This is a genomic window from Vicinamibacterales bacterium, assembly GCA_035699745.1.
In the GTDB taxonomy this organism is placed as follows: domain Bacteria; phylum Acidobacteriota; class Vicinamibacteria; order Vicinamibacterales; family 2-12-FULL-66-21; genus JAICSD01.
Genome location: DASSPH010000077.1, coordinates 78753 through 97502 on the forward strand (window position 1 = coordinate 78753; position 18750 = coordinate 97502).

10 protein-coding genes are annotated in these 18750 nt (G+C 71.3%); 8 read left to right on the forward strand and 2 right to left on the reverse strand.

Annotated features, from left to right (window positions below; all coding sequences use genetic code 11):
* Window positions 1-19: 19 nt before the first annotated feature.
* From VFK57_19155 to VFK57_19190, 8 genes are read left to right on the forward strand one after another with little or no spacing between them, the layout of a single operon-like run.
* The gene (locus tag VFK57_19155; protein HET7697839.1) at window positions 20-1240 is read left to right on the forward strand and encodes a glycosyltransferase family 4 protein; all 1221 of its coding nucleotides are present in this window, start codon (window positions 20-22) and stop codon (window positions 1238-1240) included.
* Window positions 1240-3183, forward strand: a complete 1944-nt coding sequence (gene asnB, locus VFK57_19160; protein HET7697840.1) for an asparagine synthase (glutamine-hydrolyzing) — start codon at window positions 1240-1242, stop codon at window positions 3181-3183. Before VFK57_19155 ends, asnB begins: the two co-directional genes overlap by 1 nt.
* Window positions 3183-5261: an alginate lyase family protein gene (locus tag VFK57_19165; protein HET7697841.1), complete on the forward strand. Its 2079-nt coding sequence runs from the start codon at window positions 3183-3185 to the stop codon at window positions 5259-5261. Before asnB ends, VFK57_19165 begins: the two co-directional genes overlap by 1 nt.
* Window positions 5258-7396, forward strand: coding sequence for a bi-domain-containing oxidoreductase (locus VFK57_19170; protein HET7697842.1), 2139 nt, complete (start codon window positions 5258-5260; stop codon window positions 7394-7396). Before VFK57_19165 ends, VFK57_19170 begins: the two co-directional genes overlap by 4 nt.
* The gene (locus VFK57_19175) at window positions 7389-9053 is read left to right on the forward strand and encodes a glycosyltransferase family 4 protein (protein ID HET7697843.1); all 1665 of its coding nucleotides are present in this window, start codon (window positions 7389-7391) and stop codon (window positions 9051-9053) included. Before VFK57_19170 ends, VFK57_19175 begins: the two co-directional genes overlap by 8 nt.
* Entirely contained in the window at window positions 9050-11683 is a 2634-nt protein-coding gene (locus VFK57_19180; protein ID HET7697844.1) for a bi-domain-containing oxidoreductase, read from the forward strand. The genes VFK57_19175 and VFK57_19180 overlap by 4 nt, the downstream gene beginning before the upstream one ends.
* Entirely contained in the window at window positions 11680-14292 is a 2613-nt protein-coding gene (locus VFK57_19185) for a methyltransferase domain-containing protein (GenBank protein HET7697845.1), read from the forward strand. Before VFK57_19180 ends, VFK57_19185 begins: the two co-directional genes overlap by 4 nt.
* Window positions 14276-16228: an alginate lyase family protein gene (locus VFK57_19190; GenBank protein HET7697846.1), complete on the forward strand. Its 1953-nt coding sequence runs from the start codon at window positions 14276-14278 to the stop codon at window positions 16226-16228. Before VFK57_19185 ends, VFK57_19190 begins: the two co-directional genes overlap by 17 nt.
* Here the strand turns inward: VFK57_19190 and VFK57_19195 are convergent.
* Both VFK57_19195 and VFK57_19200 read right to left on the reverse strand, forming a co-directional pair.
* Window positions 16191-17903 carry an ABC transporter ATP-binding protein gene (locus VFK57_19195; GenBank protein HET7697847.1) on the reverse strand — a complete coding sequence of 571 codons (1713 nt, stop codon included), beginning with the start codon at window positions 17901-17903 and terminating at the stop codon, window positions 16191-16193. The genes VFK57_19190 and VFK57_19195 overlap by 38 nt on opposite strands.
* Entirely contained in the window at window positions 17896-18744 is an 849-nt protein-coding gene (locus VFK57_19200; GenBank protein HET7697848.1) for an ABC transporter permease, read from the reverse strand. Before VFK57_19200 ends, VFK57_19195 begins: the two co-directional genes overlap by 8 nt.
* Window positions 18745-18750: the final 6 nt, after the last annotated feature.

The following is an 18750-nucleotide window of genomic DNA, read 5'->3' on the forward strand; positions in this document are numbered from 1 at the left end:
CGGCAGTGTACATCCAGCGATGAGAGTGTTGCTGCTGACGCAGTACTTCCCGCCTGAGATCGGCGCGACGCAGAACCGGATGGCCGAATTCGCCGCCGCGCTCGCCGCGGCGGGGCACGACGTCGAAGTTCTGACCGAGGTACCGAACCACCCGTCCGGGATCGTGGCGCCGGCGTACCGGACGCGCTGGATCTATCGCGACGAGGAGCGCGGCTATCGGGTCACCCGCGTCTGGGTGTTCGCGCGGCCGCGCAAGACCTTCCTCACGCGGGCGGGGTTCTACTCCACGTTCTTCTTCATGGCGGTCCTCGCCTGCCTTGCCGGCCGTCAGCGCTACGACGTCGTGGTCGCGACGACGCCGCCGCTGACGGTCGCGGCGGCCGGGCTGGCGCTCAGCCGCCTGAAGCGCGCCCCGTTCGTCGTCGACGTCCGGGACCTGTGGCCGGAAGCGGCCGCCGCGCTCGGCGAGCTGTCGAACCCGGTGCTCTATCGCGCCGCCGAGCGGCTGGAGCACGCGATCTACCGCGGCGCGCGGGCGATCACCGCGACGACCGAGGGTTTCTGCGCCGCGATCGCCGCGCACGGCGCTGCCGCGGCGGTGACGCACGTGCCCAACGGCACGCGGCCGGATCTGTTCGCGTCCAGGGCCGAGGGGCGCGATGCCTTCCGCCGCCGCCACGATCTCGGCGACCGCTTCGTCGTCGCGTACATCGGACTGCACGGCATCGCGCAGGGGCTGGAGGTCGTGCTCGACGCGGCGCCGTCGGCCCCCGAGGCGCTGTTCCTGCTGGTCGGCGAAGGGCCGCGCAAGCCGGCGTTGATGGCGGAATGCGCCCGGCGCGGCTGCCGCAACGTCCGCTTCTTCGACGAGGTGCCCAGCGCCGGCGTCGCCGACGTCATGGCCGCGGCGGACGTCCTGCTGGTGACGCTGTCCGCCGCCCCGGTGTTCAGGACCTTCGTGCCGTCGAAGCTGTTCGATGCGATGGCGGCGGCGCGGCCGATCGTGCTGATGGTCGACGGCGAGGCGCGGGGGATTCTCGAGAGCGCGGGTGCCGGCGTGTTCGTGCCCCCCGGCGATGCGGCGGGCCTCGCCGCGGCGGTGATGGCGCTCGAGCGCGATCCCGCGGCGCGCGGCCGGATGGGCGCCGCCGGACGCGCGTTCGTGACCGCGCGCTACGACCGCCGTCGGCAGGCTGCCCGCTTCGCGGAGATCGTCGCGGCGGCGGGAGGCGCCTCCTGATGTGCGGGATCGCCGGCTGGCTGTCCTCCGCGCACGACGTCGATGCGGGCGTGCTCGATCGCATGCGGGACGCGCTCGCGCACCGCGGTCCCGACGACGCCGCTTCGTGGGTGTCGCCGGATCGGCATGCCGGGCTCGGGTTCCGCCGGCTCGCGATCATCGATCTCGCCCCGGCCGCCTCGCAGCCGATGACCAACGAGGACGGCCGGCTGCAGCTCGTGTTCAACGGCGAGATCTACAACCACGCGGCGCTGCGCGTCGAGCTCGAGCAGCGCGGGCATCGCTTCCGCACCGATCACTCCGATACCGAGACGATCGTCCACGGCTTCGAGGAATGGGGACCGGATGTGGTCCACCACCTCGACGGCATGTTCGCGTTCGCCGTTTACGACCGGCGCGACCGCACGCTGTTCTTCGCGCGCGATCGGGTCGGCATCAAGCCGCTCTATTTCACGCAGGCGCACGGCGCGTTCCTGTTCGCGTCGGAGATCAAGGCCCTGCTGTGCCATCCGGCGGTGTCGCGCGACGTCGACCCGTGGGCGCTGTATCACTACCTGAGCTTTCTCGCCGCGCCGGCGCCGCTGACGATGTTCAAAGGGATTCACAAGGTGCCGGCAGGGCATCGCGGCACGGTGAGCGGTCCGGACGTGCGCCTCGAGTCGTACTGGGACGCGCTGCCGCGAACCGGCGACGCCGCCGGGCCGCGCGTCGACGTCGCCGCAGCCGCCGGTGACGTGTCCCGGCTGCTGCAGGCGGCGGTCAGCAAGCGGCTGATGTCCGACGTGCCCTTCGGCGTGCTGCTGTCGGGCGGCATCGACTCGTCGCTGATCACCGCGCTGATGGCGCGCGAGATGTCGCAGCCGGTGCGCACGTTCACCGTCGGGTTCTCGGATCATCGCCGGCTGAACGAGGTCGACGAGGCGCGCGCCGTCGCCCGCCGGTTCGCGACCGATCACCACGAGATCATGGTGGCCGAGCGCGACATGGCCGCCTACGTGCCCGAGCTGGTGACCACGCAGGACGAGCCGCTTGCCGACTGGGTCTGCGTTCCGTTGTACTTCGTGTCGCGGCTCGTGCGCCAGAGCGGCACGGTCGTCGTGCAGGTGGGAGAGGGCAGCGACGAACAGTTCTGCGGCTATGCGAGCTACATGGGTTACCTGAAGCTCTACGAGCAGTATTGGGAGCCGTGGCGGCGCCTGCCGCAGTCGGTGCGGCGGGCGGCGGCCTCCACCGCGGTCGCCGTCGGCCGCATGCTCGATCGCGGCGCGTTGTACGCGGACATCGCCGCGCGGGCGGCGCGTGATCGCGAACACTTCTGGGGCGGCGCGGTGTGCTTCTGGGAGACCGACAAGACGCAGCTGGTCAACCGGACCGCGTTCAGCGGCGCGCCGAGCGCCGTCGCGCCGGGCGATTTCTCGACGGCGGACACCTATGAGGTGGTGAAGCATCATCTCGCGCGGCTCGACGCCGCCTGGCCGGAGGCCGACGTGCTGGCCCGCATGACCTATCTGGAGTTCAAGCAGCGGCTGCCCGAGCTGCTGCTGATGCGCGTCGACAAGATCACCATGTCGACGTCCGTCGAGGCGCGGGTGCCGTTCCTCGATTACCGCCTCGTGGAATACACCATGGGCCTGCCGATGGAGGTCAAGCTCGCCGGCGGCGTCAAGGGGCTGCTGAAGAAAGTCGCGCGCGGCGTGATCCCCGACGAGGTCATCGATCGCCCCAAGGTCGGGTTCGGCGCGCCGATGGCGGAATGGCTGCGCGGCGATTTCGGCCGCGACGCGGAGGCGGCGATCATGCGGAGCCGGCTTCGCGAGCGCGGCTTCTTCGACTACGACCGCATCGCCCGGCTGTTTGCCTCCCACCGCTCGGGCACGGACCGCAGCCTGCCGCTGTGGACGATCTACAACCTCACCGCCTGGTACGATCGCTGGATTCCGTGATGTCACGCATCGGCCGCTACCGGAGAATGGCGCGCAAGGCGCTGACCCGCCCGCCCGCGCAAGTGGCGCGCGGGATCGGACGCGAGCTGCGGGCGCAGATCGCCCGCCCGTGGGTGCGGCTGCGCCCGGCGCTCCTGTCCGACCGCGACGTGCTCGACGCACTCGGCTGCGCCGGCCCTGCCGCGCTGCCGGACGCGCTGGCGCGGGCGCCGTTCTTTCCGCTCAGCGGCGAATCCATGGACGCAGTCGCCGGCCGCTTTCAGCAGTCGAACCCCGGGGCCGTCCAGGGCATCGTGGACGCGGCGGATCGGATTCTCGCGCACGAGTTCGATCTGCTCGGATCGGGGTGCCGCGCGCTGGGGCCGTCGCTGCCCTGGCTGCGCGACTTCAAGACCGGCGCCGCCTGGCCGAAATCGTATGCGTTCGATCTCGACTACGAGATGCTCACGCCCGACAGCGACGTCAAGGTGCCGTGGGAACTGAGCCGGTTCCAGCACGCGGCGCTGCTGGGGCAGGCGTGGCTGTTCACCGGGCGCGACGCCTATCGCGCGGAATTCGTCTCGCAGTTCGACGATTGGGAGCGCGAGAACCCGTGGGGCTACAGCGTGAACTGGGTGTGCGCGATGGACGTGGCGATCCGCGTCCACAACTGGCAATGGGCGTATCGCTGCCTGTTCCCCCCGGCGTCGCCCGCCCCGCCGGCGTTCGCCGCGCGCTTCGCGCGCGCCTTGTATCTCCACGGCGAGTTCATCGAGCAGCACCTCGAGCAGTCCGACGCGCATGGAAACCACTACATCGCCGAAGCGGTGGGGCTCGTCTCGGTGGGCGCCTGGCTGCGCCATTCCGCCGCCGGTGAACGCTGGCTCCAGACCGGCCGCCGGATTCTCGTCGACGAGATCGCGCGCCAGGTGCACGCCGACGGCGTCGACTTCGAGCAGTCGACCGCGTACCACCGGCTGGTGACCGAGACGTTCCTGACCGGGTTCCTCCTGCTGCGCATGGCCGGCTGCGATGCGCCTCCGGCGGCATGGCACCGTCTCGAACGCATGTTCGATTACATCGCCGCCTACACCAAACCGGACGGACGGGCGCCGCTGATTGGCGACGCCGACGACGGGCGGATGCAGAAGCTCGCGCCGCGCGACATCAACGATCACCGTTACCTGCTGTCGACCGCCGCCTGCCTGTTCGGGCAGGCGCCGCTGGCCGAGGCCGCCGGACGCTGCTGGGAAGAAACCTGGTGGATGCTGGGCGCCGGCGCTGCCGACACGTTCGCCGGACTGCCGCGCGGCGGCCCCCGCGGATCGGAAGCGTTTCCTGACGGGGGCATCTACGTGCTGCGCGCCCCGGGCGCCCACGCCATCGTCGACTGCGCCGAAGTGGGCATGAACGGTCGCGGCGGGCACGGCCACAACGACATCCTCAGCTTCGAGTTGTGCCTGGCCGGACGCGCGGTCGTCACCGACTGCGGATCGTTCGTCTACACCGCCGATCCGGCGGCGCGCGATCGCTTCCGCAGCACCGCCTCGCACAACGGCGTCCAGGTGGATGGCGAAGAGATCAATCGCTTCCTCGTCCCTTCGGACCTGTGGCGCCTGAGCGACGATGCGCGTCCGGTCGATGTGTGCTGGACGGGGAAGGGGGCCGGCGGGGAGATCGTCGCGGCGCACACTGGATACGAGCGGCTGTCCGATCCGGTGCGGCACACCCGAGGGTGCGCGCTGTCGGAGGATGGCCGCATGTTCGCGGTCCGCGACGAGTTGGCGGCGTCCGCGACGCACCGCTACACCTGGCGGTTTCATCTCGCGTCCGGCGTCAGCGCGCGCGTCGAAGGGGGCGCGATCGTCATCGACACCGCTGCGGACGTGCCGGTGCGGCTCGGGTGGGCCGGCCCCGGCTTGCCGGCGCCCGTCCTGGAGCCGGGATATGCGTCGCCGTCGTACGGCGTGCGGGTACCCATCACGGTGATACGGCTCGACGTGACCGCCACCGGCGCGCTGGCGGTCGCTTGGGCGTTCGGCCTCGGCTCCGCCGAGGCGGTCCTGGAGCGCGCGCGGCAATACCGGGAGGCGGCATGAAGCAGGTCGTGCTCGAAGGCGGCCGCGTCGCCGTGGTCGACGTGCCGGCGCCGCTCTGTCCGCCCGGTCACGTCCTCGTGCGGACGAGCCATTCCTTGATCAGTACGGGAACGGAACTGGCGACGACCGGCGGCGGGCAGGGCGTGCTGCGGCAGGCGATCGCGAACCCCGATCTGATCCGCAAGGTGCGCGAGAAGGTGAGCACGGTCGGGCTGCGGCGGACGGTCGATCTGGTTCGGGCGCGGCGGCAGTCGGCGATGGCGCTCGGCTACAGCGCATCGGGCAAGGTGATGGCGGTCGGCGACGGCGTGACGGGGGTGGCGGTCGGCGCGCGCGTCGCCTGCGCCGGCGCCGGCCATGCGAACCACGCCGAGGTGAACGCGGTCCCGGGCAACCTGGTCGCGGTGATGCCCGACGGTCTCGACTTCGAGTCGGCGGCGTGCGCCACGGTCGGCGCGATCGCGCTGCAGGGCGTCCGGCGCGCGGCCCCCACCCTCGGCGAACAGATCGTCGTCATCGGGCTCGGCCTCATCGGCCAGATGACGGCGCAGCTGCTGCGCGCGCACGGCGCGCGCGTGCTCGGCGTCGACGTCCGTCCGGCGCGGGTGGCTCTCGCGCGTACGCTCGGCATGGAAGCGGGAGCGATCGCCAGCGACGTCGATCTCGCCGCGCTGGTCCGCGACTGGACCGGCGGCACGGGTGCGGACGCGGCCGTCGTCTGCGCGAGCGGCGGCGACTCGGCGCTGTTGAACGCGGCGCTCGACGTGTGCCGACGAAAGGGACGGCTCGTGCTGGTCGGCGACGTGCCCATCCGCATCCACCGCGAGCGCATCTACAAGAAAGAGATCGACTTCCTGATCTCGACCTCGTACGGGCCCGGGCGATACGATCCGGCCTACGAGCAGAAGGGACTCGACTATCCGATCGGCTACGTGCGCTGGACCGAGGGGCGGAACCTCGCGGAAGTGCTGCGGCTGATGAGCACGGGGGCGCTGCAGGTGCGCCCGCTGATCGCGCAATCGTGGCCCGCCGATCAGGCGCAGGGCGCGTACGACTCGCTGCGATCCGGCGATGCGATCGGCGCGCTGATCGATTTCGATCTCCCGAGCGAGCCCGTCGTCCGGCCGCCGGCGGTCGCGCCGGCGGGACGCGAGCCGCGCGCCGGCCGCGTGCGCCTCGCGGTCATCGGCACCGGCGCGTTCTTCAAGGGCGTGCATCACCCGATGCTGACCCGCCACGGCGGCTTTTCGATCGACATGATGATCGGCCGCTCGGGCCTGGCGCTGGCGGACTACGCCAGGCGTCATGGCGTGCCGGCGGTCGACACCTCGCCCGATGCGGCCCTGCGGAATCCGGACATCGACGCCGTCCTGATCGCCACCCGGCACGACCTGCACGCCTCGCTGGTGCTCGCGGCGCTGCAGGCCGGCAAGCACGTCTTCGTCGAGAAGCCGCTCGCGTTGACGGTGGACGATTGCTCGGCGATCGTCGAAGCGGCCGCGGCGTCCGGGCGCGTGGTGATGGTGGGCTTCAACCGCCGCTTTGCGCCGGCGTCGCTGCGCCTGCGCGAGGCGTTCCGGCCGGTGCTGGAGCCGAAGACGGTGCTGTATCGCGTCAACGCCGGTCTGCTGCCCGCCGAACACTGGCTGCGCGATCCGGCGGAAGGCGGCGGACGGCTGGTCGGCGAGGGGGTGCATTTCCTCGACTGGGCGCGCTGGTTCGTGGACGCCGACCCGGTGTCGGTCCATGCCGCGGCGATCCGGCGCGACGGGCTGGTCGATGCCGACAACGTCTCGATTGTCGTGCAGTTCGCCGGCGGATCGCTGGCCACGATCCACTACTGCAGCCAGGGCGCGAGCGCCGTCGGCAAGGAGCGTATCGAGGTGTTCGGCGGCGGCCGCGCCGCGATGCTCGACGACTTCGCGGCGGTGGAGATTGCCGGGACGCCGCACGCCGGGCGGACGCGCCGCGGCACGGTCGAGAAGGGGCACTTCGAGATCGTTCAGAACTTCCACGATGCGATCGTCAAAGGCGCCGCGCCCGGAGTGACCGCCGTCGACGGCTGGTGGGCGACGTGGTGCGCGCGGGCGGCGGAGGAGAGCTTGCGCACCGGCAAGCCGGTCACCCGTGGCTGAGTACTGGGGTCTGGCGGCGTATCCGCCGTCCGCCGCATGGCTGCAGCGCGTCTCCGCGACGCTCGACGGTCCGCTCCAGGTCACCACCCTGGGCGATCTGCGGCCGCTCGGCGCCGCGCGGCTGGTGTCGCGCGTGCGCAGCGTCCGCGCTGACGTCGGGCTCCTGCTCGAGGACGGCGGACCGGGTCCGCTCAGGCCCGCGCTGCTGACGCTGCTGGCGCTGACCCGCTGCCGCACGCTCGAGACGATCGGCGCCGAAGGGACGCGGCGCAGCGTGTCGCGGCGCACCGTCTGGTCGGCGCTCGGCCGCATGCTCGGCGCGACGATCGGCGGCGCCCTCTCGGCATGGGCCTGTTGGCGCGAGCTCAGCGCGCTCGACGTGCCGGGCACGCGGCGGTTCCCCTCTCCGCTCCGCAGCATTGCGGTCCTGCGTACGAATCTCTGGCACGGCGTGAAGGTCGGCGGCTCCGTCGGTCATTTCGCCGGCGTCGTCAACGCGCTGCAGCGCCGCGGGCTTCGAACCGACGTGTTCGCGCCGGAGCCGCAGCCGATGATCGATGAAGGCGTGCCGATGCACAGTATCCCGGCGCCGCCCGATCCGGCCTACCCGTACGAGCTGAACTACTACCGGTATCACCGCCGGTTCGTCGCCGCGTTGACCGCGCGTCTCGGCGCCGCGCGGCCGGACGCGCTCTATCACCGCCTGAGTCTCGGATCCTGGGCCGGCGTCGCGCTCGGCCGGCGGCTGGGCATTCCGGTCATCGTCGAGTACAACGGATCCGAGGTGTGGGTCTCACGTCACTGGGGGCGCGCGCTGCGTCTCGAGCGGCTGGCGGCGCGCGGCGAGATCGTGGGGCTGCGCGCGGCGGATCTGGTCGTCGTCGTGTCTCAGCCTCTCGCCGACGAGGTGCGCGCCCACGGCGTGCCCGCCGACCGCATCGTCGTCCATCCCAACGGCGTCGACACGGATCTGTTCGACCCGGCGCGCTTCACCGCCGCGGATCGGGCGGCGACGCGTCGCGCTGCCGGCATTCCCGAAGACGCCACCGTGTGCACGTTCGTCGGGACGTTCGGGCGGTGGCACGGCGTCGACGTGCTCGCCGCGGCGATTGGCCGGCTCGCCGCCGATCGACGGTGGATCGACCGGCACCGCGTGCGGTTTCTGCTGATCGGCGACGGCGCCATGATGCCCGCCGCGCGGCGCGAGCTCGCGCCGCTCGCCGACCTCGTGGCGTTCGCGGGTCTGCGGCCGCAGGCGGAAACGCCGGCGTGGCTGGCGGCGTCGGACGTGCTGCTGTCGCCGCACGTGCCCAACCCCGACGGCTCCCGCTTCTTCGGATCGCCGACGAAGCTCTTCGAATACATGGCGATGGGACGGGCGATCGTGGCCAGCGCGCTCGAGCAGATCGGCGAAGTGCTGCAGCCCGCCTTTCGCGCGTCGGAGCTGCCGCACGGCATGACGGATGCCGCGGGCCGGGTCGCGATCGTCTCGACGCCGGGGAGCGTCGACGAGTTCGCCGACGGGATCCGCTTCGCCGTGGAGCGCCCCGGACTCCGCGCGACGCTTGGCGCAAATGCGCGTGCCGCGGCGCGCGCGCGGTATACATGGGACGCGCACGTCGAGGCACTGCTCGCGCGCTGCCAGAGACTCACATGAGACAGATTCTGCTGAACGATCGCGGGGCGCTGGTGGCCCGCATGCCCCGCCCGGCGCTCGAGGACGGAACGCTGCTCGTCCGCGTCCGATACTCGCTGGTGAGCACCGGGACCGAGCTGTCCGGCCTCCGCGCCTCCGCGGATCCGGCGGACAAAGGCTCCGTCACCGAGCGCGCCCGCGCGTCCGCCGGTCTCGCGCGCCACTACCTGAAGGCCGCGATCGCCGAGCCGGATCGCGCCATGCGGCGCGTCGCCGCCATCGCGCGCGGCCGGATCGCGGCGCTCCGTCCGAGCCCGGCGGCGGCGCCGAAGTTCACCGCGGCCGATCTCACCTGGACCCGCCACGCGGCGACCGCGCTCGACGCGTCCGGCGAGGGCGTACGGCTCACGACAGACGCGTCGAGCGGCGCCTATCAGGCGGCCGCCGGACCGATCGCCGTCGATCCCGGCACGACGCCCGTCGTCTCGATCAGCGGCACCGTCGCAGCCGGCGCGGTCACGATGGGACTGCTCAACGACGCCGGCGACCGGTGGCTCGGATCGCGCATCTACGAGCGCGGCGCGTTCGACGATCAGCTGATATTCGATCCCGCCGGCTCCTCGTCGATCACGTTCGTCATCGCCGCCGCGGGAGCCGGGCCGTCGACGCTGTCGATCGATCGCATCAGCATCTCGATGCTGCCGGCGCTCTCCGACGGCCTGCCGCAGTCCGAGCTCGATCAGCAGGGCTGGAACGTCGGCTATTCCGCCGCCGGCGAGGTGCTCGCGGTCGGTGCGGGGATCACCGACCTGGTTCCGGGCGATCTCGTTGCCTGTGCCGGAGCGGGCATCGCCAACCACGCCGACTATGTCGTGGTGCCGCGCAATCTCGCGTGCCGCGTCCCGCCGGGATGTCCGCTCGAAGTGGCGGCGACGACGACCGTCGGCGCGATCGCGCTGCAGGGGGTCCGGCGCGCCGCGCCGCAGCTCGGCGAGCGGATCGCGGTCATCGGTCTCGGGCTCATCGGCCAGATCACCGTCCAGCTGCTGCGCGCGTCCGGGGCGCGCGTCTACGGACTCGACCTCGACGCCGGCCGTGTCGAGCGCGCGCGCCGGCACGGGCTGTTCGCGGGAGCGACGGAGCCTGACGCGTTCCGCCGGCTGGTCCGCGACGCGACCGGCGGCAGGGGAGCCGATCGCACGCTGATCACGGCGGCGACGAAAGCCAGTCACGTGATCAATCTCGCGATGGACGTCACGCGTGCGAAAGGCACGGTCGTGATCGTCGGCGACGTCGGCCTGCACGTCGAGCGCGCCGCTTTCTATCGCAAGGAGATCGATCTCCTGATGAGCACGTCGTACGGACCGGGGCGGTACGACGCGCAATACGAACAGCGCGGCGCCGACTATCCGTACGCCTACGTGCGATGGACGCTGAATCGCAACATGCAGGCGTACATGGAAACCGCGGCCGACGGCCGGATCGACGTCAAGGCGCTGATCGACAAGGTCGTCGGCGTCGACCAGGCGCCGGACGCGTATCGTCAGCTCGCCGCCGGGACGGATGCGCCGCTGGCCGTGCTGCTGCGCTATCCCGACGACGAGCGTCCGCTGCCGGAGCCGCCCGACGCCACGGCCGTGCACCTGCGCGGCCATCGTCGTCCGGCATCCGGTCAGATCCGCTACGCCCTCGTCGGGGCCGGCGCCTTCGGCACGTCCATGCTGGTGCCGCAGATGCAGAAGCGGCGCGACGTCTTCTTCCTCCGCGCCATCGTCAGCCGCACGACCGTGCAGGCGAGCAACTTCGCGCGCGCCAACCAGGTCGAGATCCTCTCCACCGAGCTGGACGACGTGCTGCGCGATCCGGAGATCGACCTGGCTGTCATCGCGACGCGTCACAACCGGCACGCCGCGCAGGTGGCCGCGGCGCTGCGCGCCGGGAAGCACGTGTTCGTCGAGAAGCCGCTGGCGCTGTCGTGGGACGAGCTGGACGACGTCGTCGCGGCGTGGCGCGAGGCCGGCGCGCCCGTGCTGATGGTCGGGTTCAACCGGCGCTTCTCCCCGGCGATCGAAGCGCTCGCGTCCGCGCTGCCGCCGCAGCGCGGCCCGCTGGTGATGAACTACCGCGTCAACGGCGGCTACATCCCCGGCGATCACTGGGTGCAGACGGCGGAAGGCGGCGGCAGAAACCTCGGGGAAGCGTGCCACATGTACGACACGCTGCGCTTCCTTGCCGCGTCGCCGGTGCAGTCGATCGCCGCCGCCGCCATCCAGCCCGGCGACCGGCCCGTGCTGCGCACGGATAATTTCACGGCCACGCTGGGCTACCGGGACGGCAGCCTCGGCAGCGTGATGTACACCGCCATCGGTCCGAAGACGGGGCTCGGCAAGGAGCGGCTCGAAGTGTTCTGTGACGGCGACGCGTACGTGCTCGACGACTTCCAGCGTCTGACGCGGGCCAGCGATCAGCGCGTGCTGTGGGAAGCCGGCGCCCCCGACAAGGGGCACGAACGCGAGATGTCGCGTCTGGCCGACGCACTGAGTCAGGGGGAGCCGCCGCCGATTCCGGTCGAAGAGCTGTTCGAGACGACCGCGGTCGCGTTGCACATCGAAGACTTGTTGTCCGGCCGCGGCGCGGCGGGAGTGGAATGAAGGTCATCATCCTCGACACGGCACTCGAGCGCGGCGCCGCCGCCGACGTGCCAGGCATCGACGCCACCACCGAGCGGCATCGTCTGGAACTGCCGGCGACGGGCGGCGGCGCCGCCGTAATCGGCGACGTGCTGGCGTGGCTCTCGACGCATCCCGAGGTGCGCGGTGCGGTGCTGCCGGTGCCGACCGGCTATGCGGGCCGCCAGCACCTCGCGTTGGCGGGCCGGCTGCTGCGGGCGGGGTACGCCGCGTGGTTCTACTGGCCGCCCGAGCAGGCGCTGGAACGCGTCGACGACGAGCGGCTGCGCAGCGGCTGGCGGCACTGGATCGCCGTGAAGGGCTGGGAGGCGGCGCGGCGCCTGACCGGACGCCCGGCGTGGACGCCGCCCGCCGCCGCCGAGCGCCCTGCGGCGCCGGCCGAGATCTCGAGCGACGTCGACGCGCTCGTCTCCGCGGCGTCGCCGGTGCCCTTCGCCGGCCGGCGCGTGCCGTCGCCGGCCTCTCCGCTGCCGGGCACCGGCGTGTACCTGCGGACCGACTACTGGGCGCCGATCACCTCGGGCGGCAGCTACGTCCATACCTGTTTCGTCGCCAAGGAGCTCGCGCGCGTGACCGGCGGCTTCGTCGCGCTGATGGCGAACCGTTATCCGCTGCTGGACGACCTCGGCCTGCGCCAGGTCGTTCTCGAGCGTCCGGGCGCGAGCGCCGGCGAGCTGGACCTGCTGCGCGCCACCGGGCATTACGAGGCGCGGCTGCGGCCGGTGCTCGAAGCGCTGAAGCCGGCCTATCTCTACGAGCGGCTCTGTCTCGGCAACTACGCCGGCGCGCGTCTCAGTCAGGCGCTGGACATCCCGTACATCGTCGAATACAACGGCTCGGAGCTGTCGATGCGCCGCAGCTTCCAGGGGGACCGCTTCGTCTACGAGCAGGAGTTCGAGCGCATCGAGCAGGCGGCGTTCGCGCAAGCGACGTTGATCTCCGTGGTCTCGGAGATCGTGCGGGACGATCTGCTGAAGCGCGGCGTGCCGGCGGACAAGATCGTCGTGAACCCGAACGGCGTCGATCCCGACACGTACGCCCCGGCGTCTGCGGAGCAGCGCGCGGAACTGCGGCGGGAGCTCGGCTGGTCGGATCGGGAGCGCGTCGTCTGCTTCACGGGAACCTTCGGCGGGTGGCACGGCGTCGACGTGCTCGCCGCCGCGATGCCGCGCATCGCGAGCCAGAGTCCCGACGTGCGGTTCCTGCTGATCGGCGACGGCACCCACAAGCACCTGGTCGACACCGCGGTCCGGGACGGCGGTCTCGCGGCACGGGTCCACGCGCCCGGGCGCGTCCCGCAGCCCGAGGGGGCGCGGCTGCTGAAGGCAGCGGACATCTTCGTGTCGCCGCACAGCAGCCACATGGTCGACAGCCGGTTCTTCGGATCGCCGACCAAGCTGTTCGAGTACATGGCGTGCGGCGGCGGCATCGTGGCGAGCGATCTGGAGCAGATCGGCCAGGTGCTGCAGCCGGCACTGCGGCCGGGCGACTTCGCCGGCGGCGCCCCCGCCGTCGGCCGGGAGCGTGCGGTGCTGTGCGAGCCCGGCAACGTCGACGATTTCGTGCGGGCGGTGTGCGCGCTGGCGGCGTACCCGGCGATCGCGCGCGCGCTTGGCGCGAACGCGAGAGCCGCCGCGCAGGTCGATTTCTCCTGGGAGGCGCACGTGCGGCGGCTGTGGTCCGCCGCGGCGGGCGAGATCCAGCCGGTGCCGGCCGCCGCTCCGGCGCAGCCGGCACGCATCGAAACCGGCGATCCGTACAAGGATCAGGTCCAGAACCAGTGGAACAACAACCCGGTCGGATCGCAGTACGTGAAGCACGCGCAGGCGCACACGCTGCAATGGTTCCTCGAAGTGGAGGCGCATCGCTACGGTGAGTACGGCCCGTGGATGCCGGAGGTGATGGAGTTCGATCGGCACGCGGGCAAGCGCCTGCTGGAGATCGGCGGCGGGATGGGCACCGACCTGGCCCAGTTCGCGCGCCACGGCGCGATCGTCACCGACCTCGATCTGTCGGCCGGACATCTCGCGCTCGCCCAGGAGAACTTCCGGCTGCGCGGCCTGCCGGGCACCTTCATTCACCAGGACGCCGAGACGCTGCCGTTCCCCGACGCCAGCTTCGACGTCGTCTACAGCAACGGCGTCATCCATCACACGCCGAATACGCAGTCGGTGGTGGACGAGATCTACCGCGTGCTGGCGCCCGGCGGCAGGGCGATCATCATGGTGTACGCGGAGAACTCGCTGCACTACTGGGGCGTGCAGGTCGGCCTGCTCGGCCTGCGAGGCGGTCTGCTGCAGAGCGCGTCGATGGGGGACATCATGTCGCGCAGCGTCGAGATGACGAAGAACGACGCGCGTCCGCTGGTGAAGGTCTACACCGCGCGCCGCTTGCGGGCGATGTTCAGCCGGTTCACGGACGTGCAGATCGTCAAGCGGCAGCTGACGGCGCCCGAGCTCCCGCCGTTCGCGCGCTGGGTGCCGCTCGGCCTGGCGGGGCGGCTGGTCGGGTGGAACCTGATCGTGAAAGCCACCAAGCCCCTCGACGCTTCCCGTGCGCGATCTGCTTAGACGGTTGTGGAAGCCGCGAGCCGGCCCTGCCGCCGCGGCGCCGGCGGCCGGCGCACAGGACGTCGCAGCCTTCCGTTCCGCGCCGCGGATCTACGGTCCGGTCGATCCCGATCGCCTGCGTCGCGCCTGTCCGGAGCTGACCGCCACGATCATGGCGTCGGCAAATGCGGCCGTCGATCACCGCTTCAATCTGCTCGGCAGCGGGCCGTACCGGCCGGTTGACCCGGACCGCGGCGCGCGCGGCGGCTACGACCCGATCGACTGGGCGCTGGATCCGGTCTGCGGCGCGCGTTTTCCCAACCAGCAGCCGTCCGCCGGCTGTGACATTGCCGCCATCCGGCCGCCGTCCTCGGATATCAAGCGTCCCTGGGAGCTCGCGCGGTGCTATCACTGGGCGACGCTCGGCCAGGCGTGGCTGCTCGGCGGCGATGCGCGGCACGCGCGCGAGCTGTTTCTGCAGGCGGACGACTTCATGGAGGCGAATCCCGTCGGACGCGGGATCCAGTGGACCTGCACCATGGACGTCGCCATCCGCGCCGCGAACTGGGTGATCGGTCTGGAGCTGGTCCGCGACGCGCCCGTCGACGAGGCGTCGTGGGTCCGCGCGCTCGACGCGGTGATCGCGCATGGCCGCTTCATCCGCACGCACCTCGAGAATCACTACGAGGTCACCAGCAACCATTTCCTGAGCAACATCGTCGGGCTGCAACTCGCAGGTCTGGCGCTGCGGCACTGGGAGGAAGGGCGCGCGTGGTTCGAGTTCGCCTCCAGCGCGCTCGAAGCCGAGATGGCCGTGCAGGTGCTGCCCGACGGCATGGATTTCGAGTCGTCCGTGCCGTACCACCGTCTCGTCACCGAGCTGTTCTTCGCCGGGTGGCGGGCGGCGCTGTCGGGCGGCCGGGAGCTTTCCGCCGCCTACGCCGATCGACTGCGTCAGATGCACGCCTTCCTCGCGGCGGTGCTGCGCCCGGACGGGTTGATGCCGCAGGTCGGCGACGCGGACGACGGCCGCCTGCATGTGTTTCGCGGGCACGACGAACAGCGGCCGCAGGATCCGCGTCACCTGTTCGGACCTGCCGCCGCGGCGTTCGGGGAGCGCGGCTGGCTCTCCCTCGCGGGCCCCGAGGGCGCCTGGGACGCGGCATGGTGGGGCCTGACGGTGGAGGAGGCGCCGCCGTTCGCGGCGCCGCCCGTTCACGCGTTCTTTCCGGAGGCCGGCCTGCTGTCGTACCGCGACGCCGCCGGCACCTACCTGCTCGTGACCAACGCGAAGGTGGGAACGAAGGGCTTCGGCAACCACAAGCACAACGATCTGCTGTCGTTCGAGTACCACGTCAACGGCCGTCCGCTGGTCGTCGATCCCGGCAGCCACGTGTACACGTCGGATCCCGACTCGCGCAATCTGATGCGCAGCGTGAGATCGCACAGCAGCGTCGCGCCGGCCGGAGCCGAACCGAATGAATTCAAGCCGGAGTGGCTGTTCCGGATGTTCGAGCGCGCGTCCCCCGAGCACGTCGAGGTCGCGACGGCGGACCGCTCCGCGCGCTACACCGGCCGGCATCGCGGCTTCGAGCCGCTGGGCCTGGCCGTCAGCCGGACGTTCGCGCTCGACCCAGGCGTGCTGCGCATCGTCGACTCGGCGGACACCGCCCCGGAATCGCCGCTGCCGATGGAGTGGCGTTTCCAGCTCGATCCCCGTGTCCATGCGGACGAGACCGGCGGCGCGCTGCGGCTCACGACAGAGACCGCCCGCGTCCGCCTGGACTGGCCGCGCGAGTTGGCGATGAGCATCGAGGCCGCGTGGTACTCCCCCTCGTACGGCGTCCGGGTGCCGTCGCGGCAGATCGTGCTGCGCGGATCGTGCGCGCGCGGCGCGTCCGTCCGGTGGACGTTCGTGTTCACGACCGAGGCGCCGGTGCGTCAGGAACGATCGTGATGCGCGCCGGCTGCATCGCGGCGGCGGCCGCCTCGACCGCGGACGACGACTGCACCTGGATCTCGAAGGCGCGCACCAGCATGTGGTACCAGCGCGAGTTGACCGTGAAGTAGGGATTGAAGGTCTGCTGGTAGAGGTCGCGCTCGCCGACCGCGCAGGTCACGAGCCACGCGCCGCCGCCGAGCACGAGCGGATCGGCCTCGACGTGCACCACGGCGCGATCCGCCGGCAGTTCGAGCCGCCCGGCATGGACGTAGACCGCGGCGGTGCCTCCGAGACGGTTGAACGCCAGCACGAACGTGCAGTCGCGCGGCCCGTCCTCCTGCTGCCGCTGCAGCGTCACGCGGGCGTGGAGCCGGGCGCCGTGCGGGAAGCTCACCGACTCGCGTCCGGCGTCGTCGGCGAAGACCACCTGCTCGATGCGGATGGCGCCGGTGCCGTATGCGCCGCTGCCCGCGAAGGCGTCTCCGCTCGCGTTCGCGATGCGCTGCTCCTGCCAGCCCTCGCCGCGCGGCAGGTCGCCGCGCAGGATCGTGCGGTTCTCGCTGTCGAGCACCGCCACTTCCGCGGTTTCGTCCCCCTGGTAGCGCCAGGCGATGCGCAGAGCCGCCGGCGGCTCGCTCGTCGCGCGCGCGATCGTCCACTCCGCCTTGTGATAGATGTGGCCGAAGGTCTGCAGCGGCCGCGCCCGGCGTCCCTCGATCGTGTCCGGCGCGCCGAGGTTGCTTTCGGCCGACAGGTGCCAGTCGCTGGCCCCGTCCGCCGCGCGCAGCGCCGTCGTGCCGTCCTGGAACTCCAGCTCGATCCGCTCGATCCACAGCGGCTCAGGCAGCGCAAAACCGGAACGGCTCCGCACCACGACGCGCAGCGCGCCGCCGGCCGTCGCGGCGCGGCTGCGGTTGCGCGCGCGCAGGCGCGCCTCCTCCTGCGCCTTGATCGACGCTTCGTACGCGGACACGGTGCTGCGGCCGTCGCCGACGTGCTGCACGGCGCCGCGATCGATCCAGACGAACCGCTCGCACAGATCCATCGCGGCATAGAGATCGTGCGTCACCAGCAGCAGCGTCGTCCCCCGATCGGTGCACAGCGCGCGCATGCGCTCGAAGCTCTTGTGCGCGAAGTAGGCGTCCCCGACGCCGAGCAGCTCGTCGACGACGAGAATCTCGGGCTCCACGGCGGTCGCGGTCGAGAACATCAGGCGCGCGCCCATGCCGGTGGAATAGGTCTTCATCGGCTGGTCGATGAACTGATCCAGCTCCGCGAAGTCGACGATGTCGTCGAAGCGCTGCGCCGCTTCACGGCCGATCACCCCCATGTGGGCGAGGCTGGCGAAGACGTTCTGCCGTCCCGTGAACTCCGGGTGGAAACCGGTGCCGATCTGCAGCAGCGGGCTGACCCGTCCGTGCAGCGCGATCGAGCCGCTGGTCGGCCGGGCGGCGCCGGTAATCAGCTTCAGGAGCGTGCTCTTCCCGGCGCCGTTCCGCCCGATGATGGCGACCTTCTCGCCGCGCGCGATCGTCAGATCCATGGGCTGCAGCGCGACGTGTTCGGTGAAGTAGCGCGGACCCGGCGGGCACAGCCCGAGCAGATCGAGGATCCGGTAGCCGGGCCGGGTGTAGAGCCGGTACGTCTTCGAGAGCCGGTGGAGCACCACCGCCGGCCGCGGCTCACTCATAGTCGGTGAACACCGGCATCAAGCGGCGGAAGAAGCCGGCGCCGGCGACGGCCAGGACGAGCGCGAAGACGCCGAACACGGCATCTGTCCAGAGCGGGATCTCCCGCAGCCCCATCAGCGCGAAGCGAAAGCTTTCGACCAGGTAGGTGAGCGGATTGAGCAGCACCCAGATACGGGCGGCGCCCGGCACGAGCGAGAGCGGATAGCCGATCGGCGAGATGAAGAGAAACAGCAGCAGCAGCAGGTTGACGACGTAGGTGACGTCGGGAATGAGCACGGCAGCCGCGGACGTGAACCACACCAGGCCGGCGAGCGACACGAACAGCAGCAGCAGCGGCACCGGCAGGTAGAGCAGATGCAGTCCGGCGTGTCCCGAGACGATGAGCAGGACGAGCAGGATGCCGAGGCTGATCAGCAGGCCGCCCATCGACACGATCAACTGCCGGATCGGCACGAGCTCGAGCGGGAACACCGAGTTGCGCAGCAGCGACAGGTTGGCCTTCACCGACGGCGTGGCGGTCGCGACCGCGTCGGAGAAGCCGAGGTAGGGCACCATTCCCGAGAAGATGAACAGCACGTACTCGAAGCTGCCGAACTCGGCGAAGCGCGCGCGGAAGACGACCAGGTAGACGAAGCTGTAGGTGGCGAGCAGCAGCGCGGCATACAGCGGGTGCCACAGCACGCCGAGCACCGAGCCGGCGTACTTCTTCTGGAACTCGAGCCACACCACCGAGGCGAGCACGCGGCGTGCCTGCCGCGCCCGGTGGAGCGTCGCGATCGCCTCACGTGCCGCCGCCACGGGCGCGCGAACGCTCCAGCGGAAGAGCAGCGTGGGAATCATCGGCCA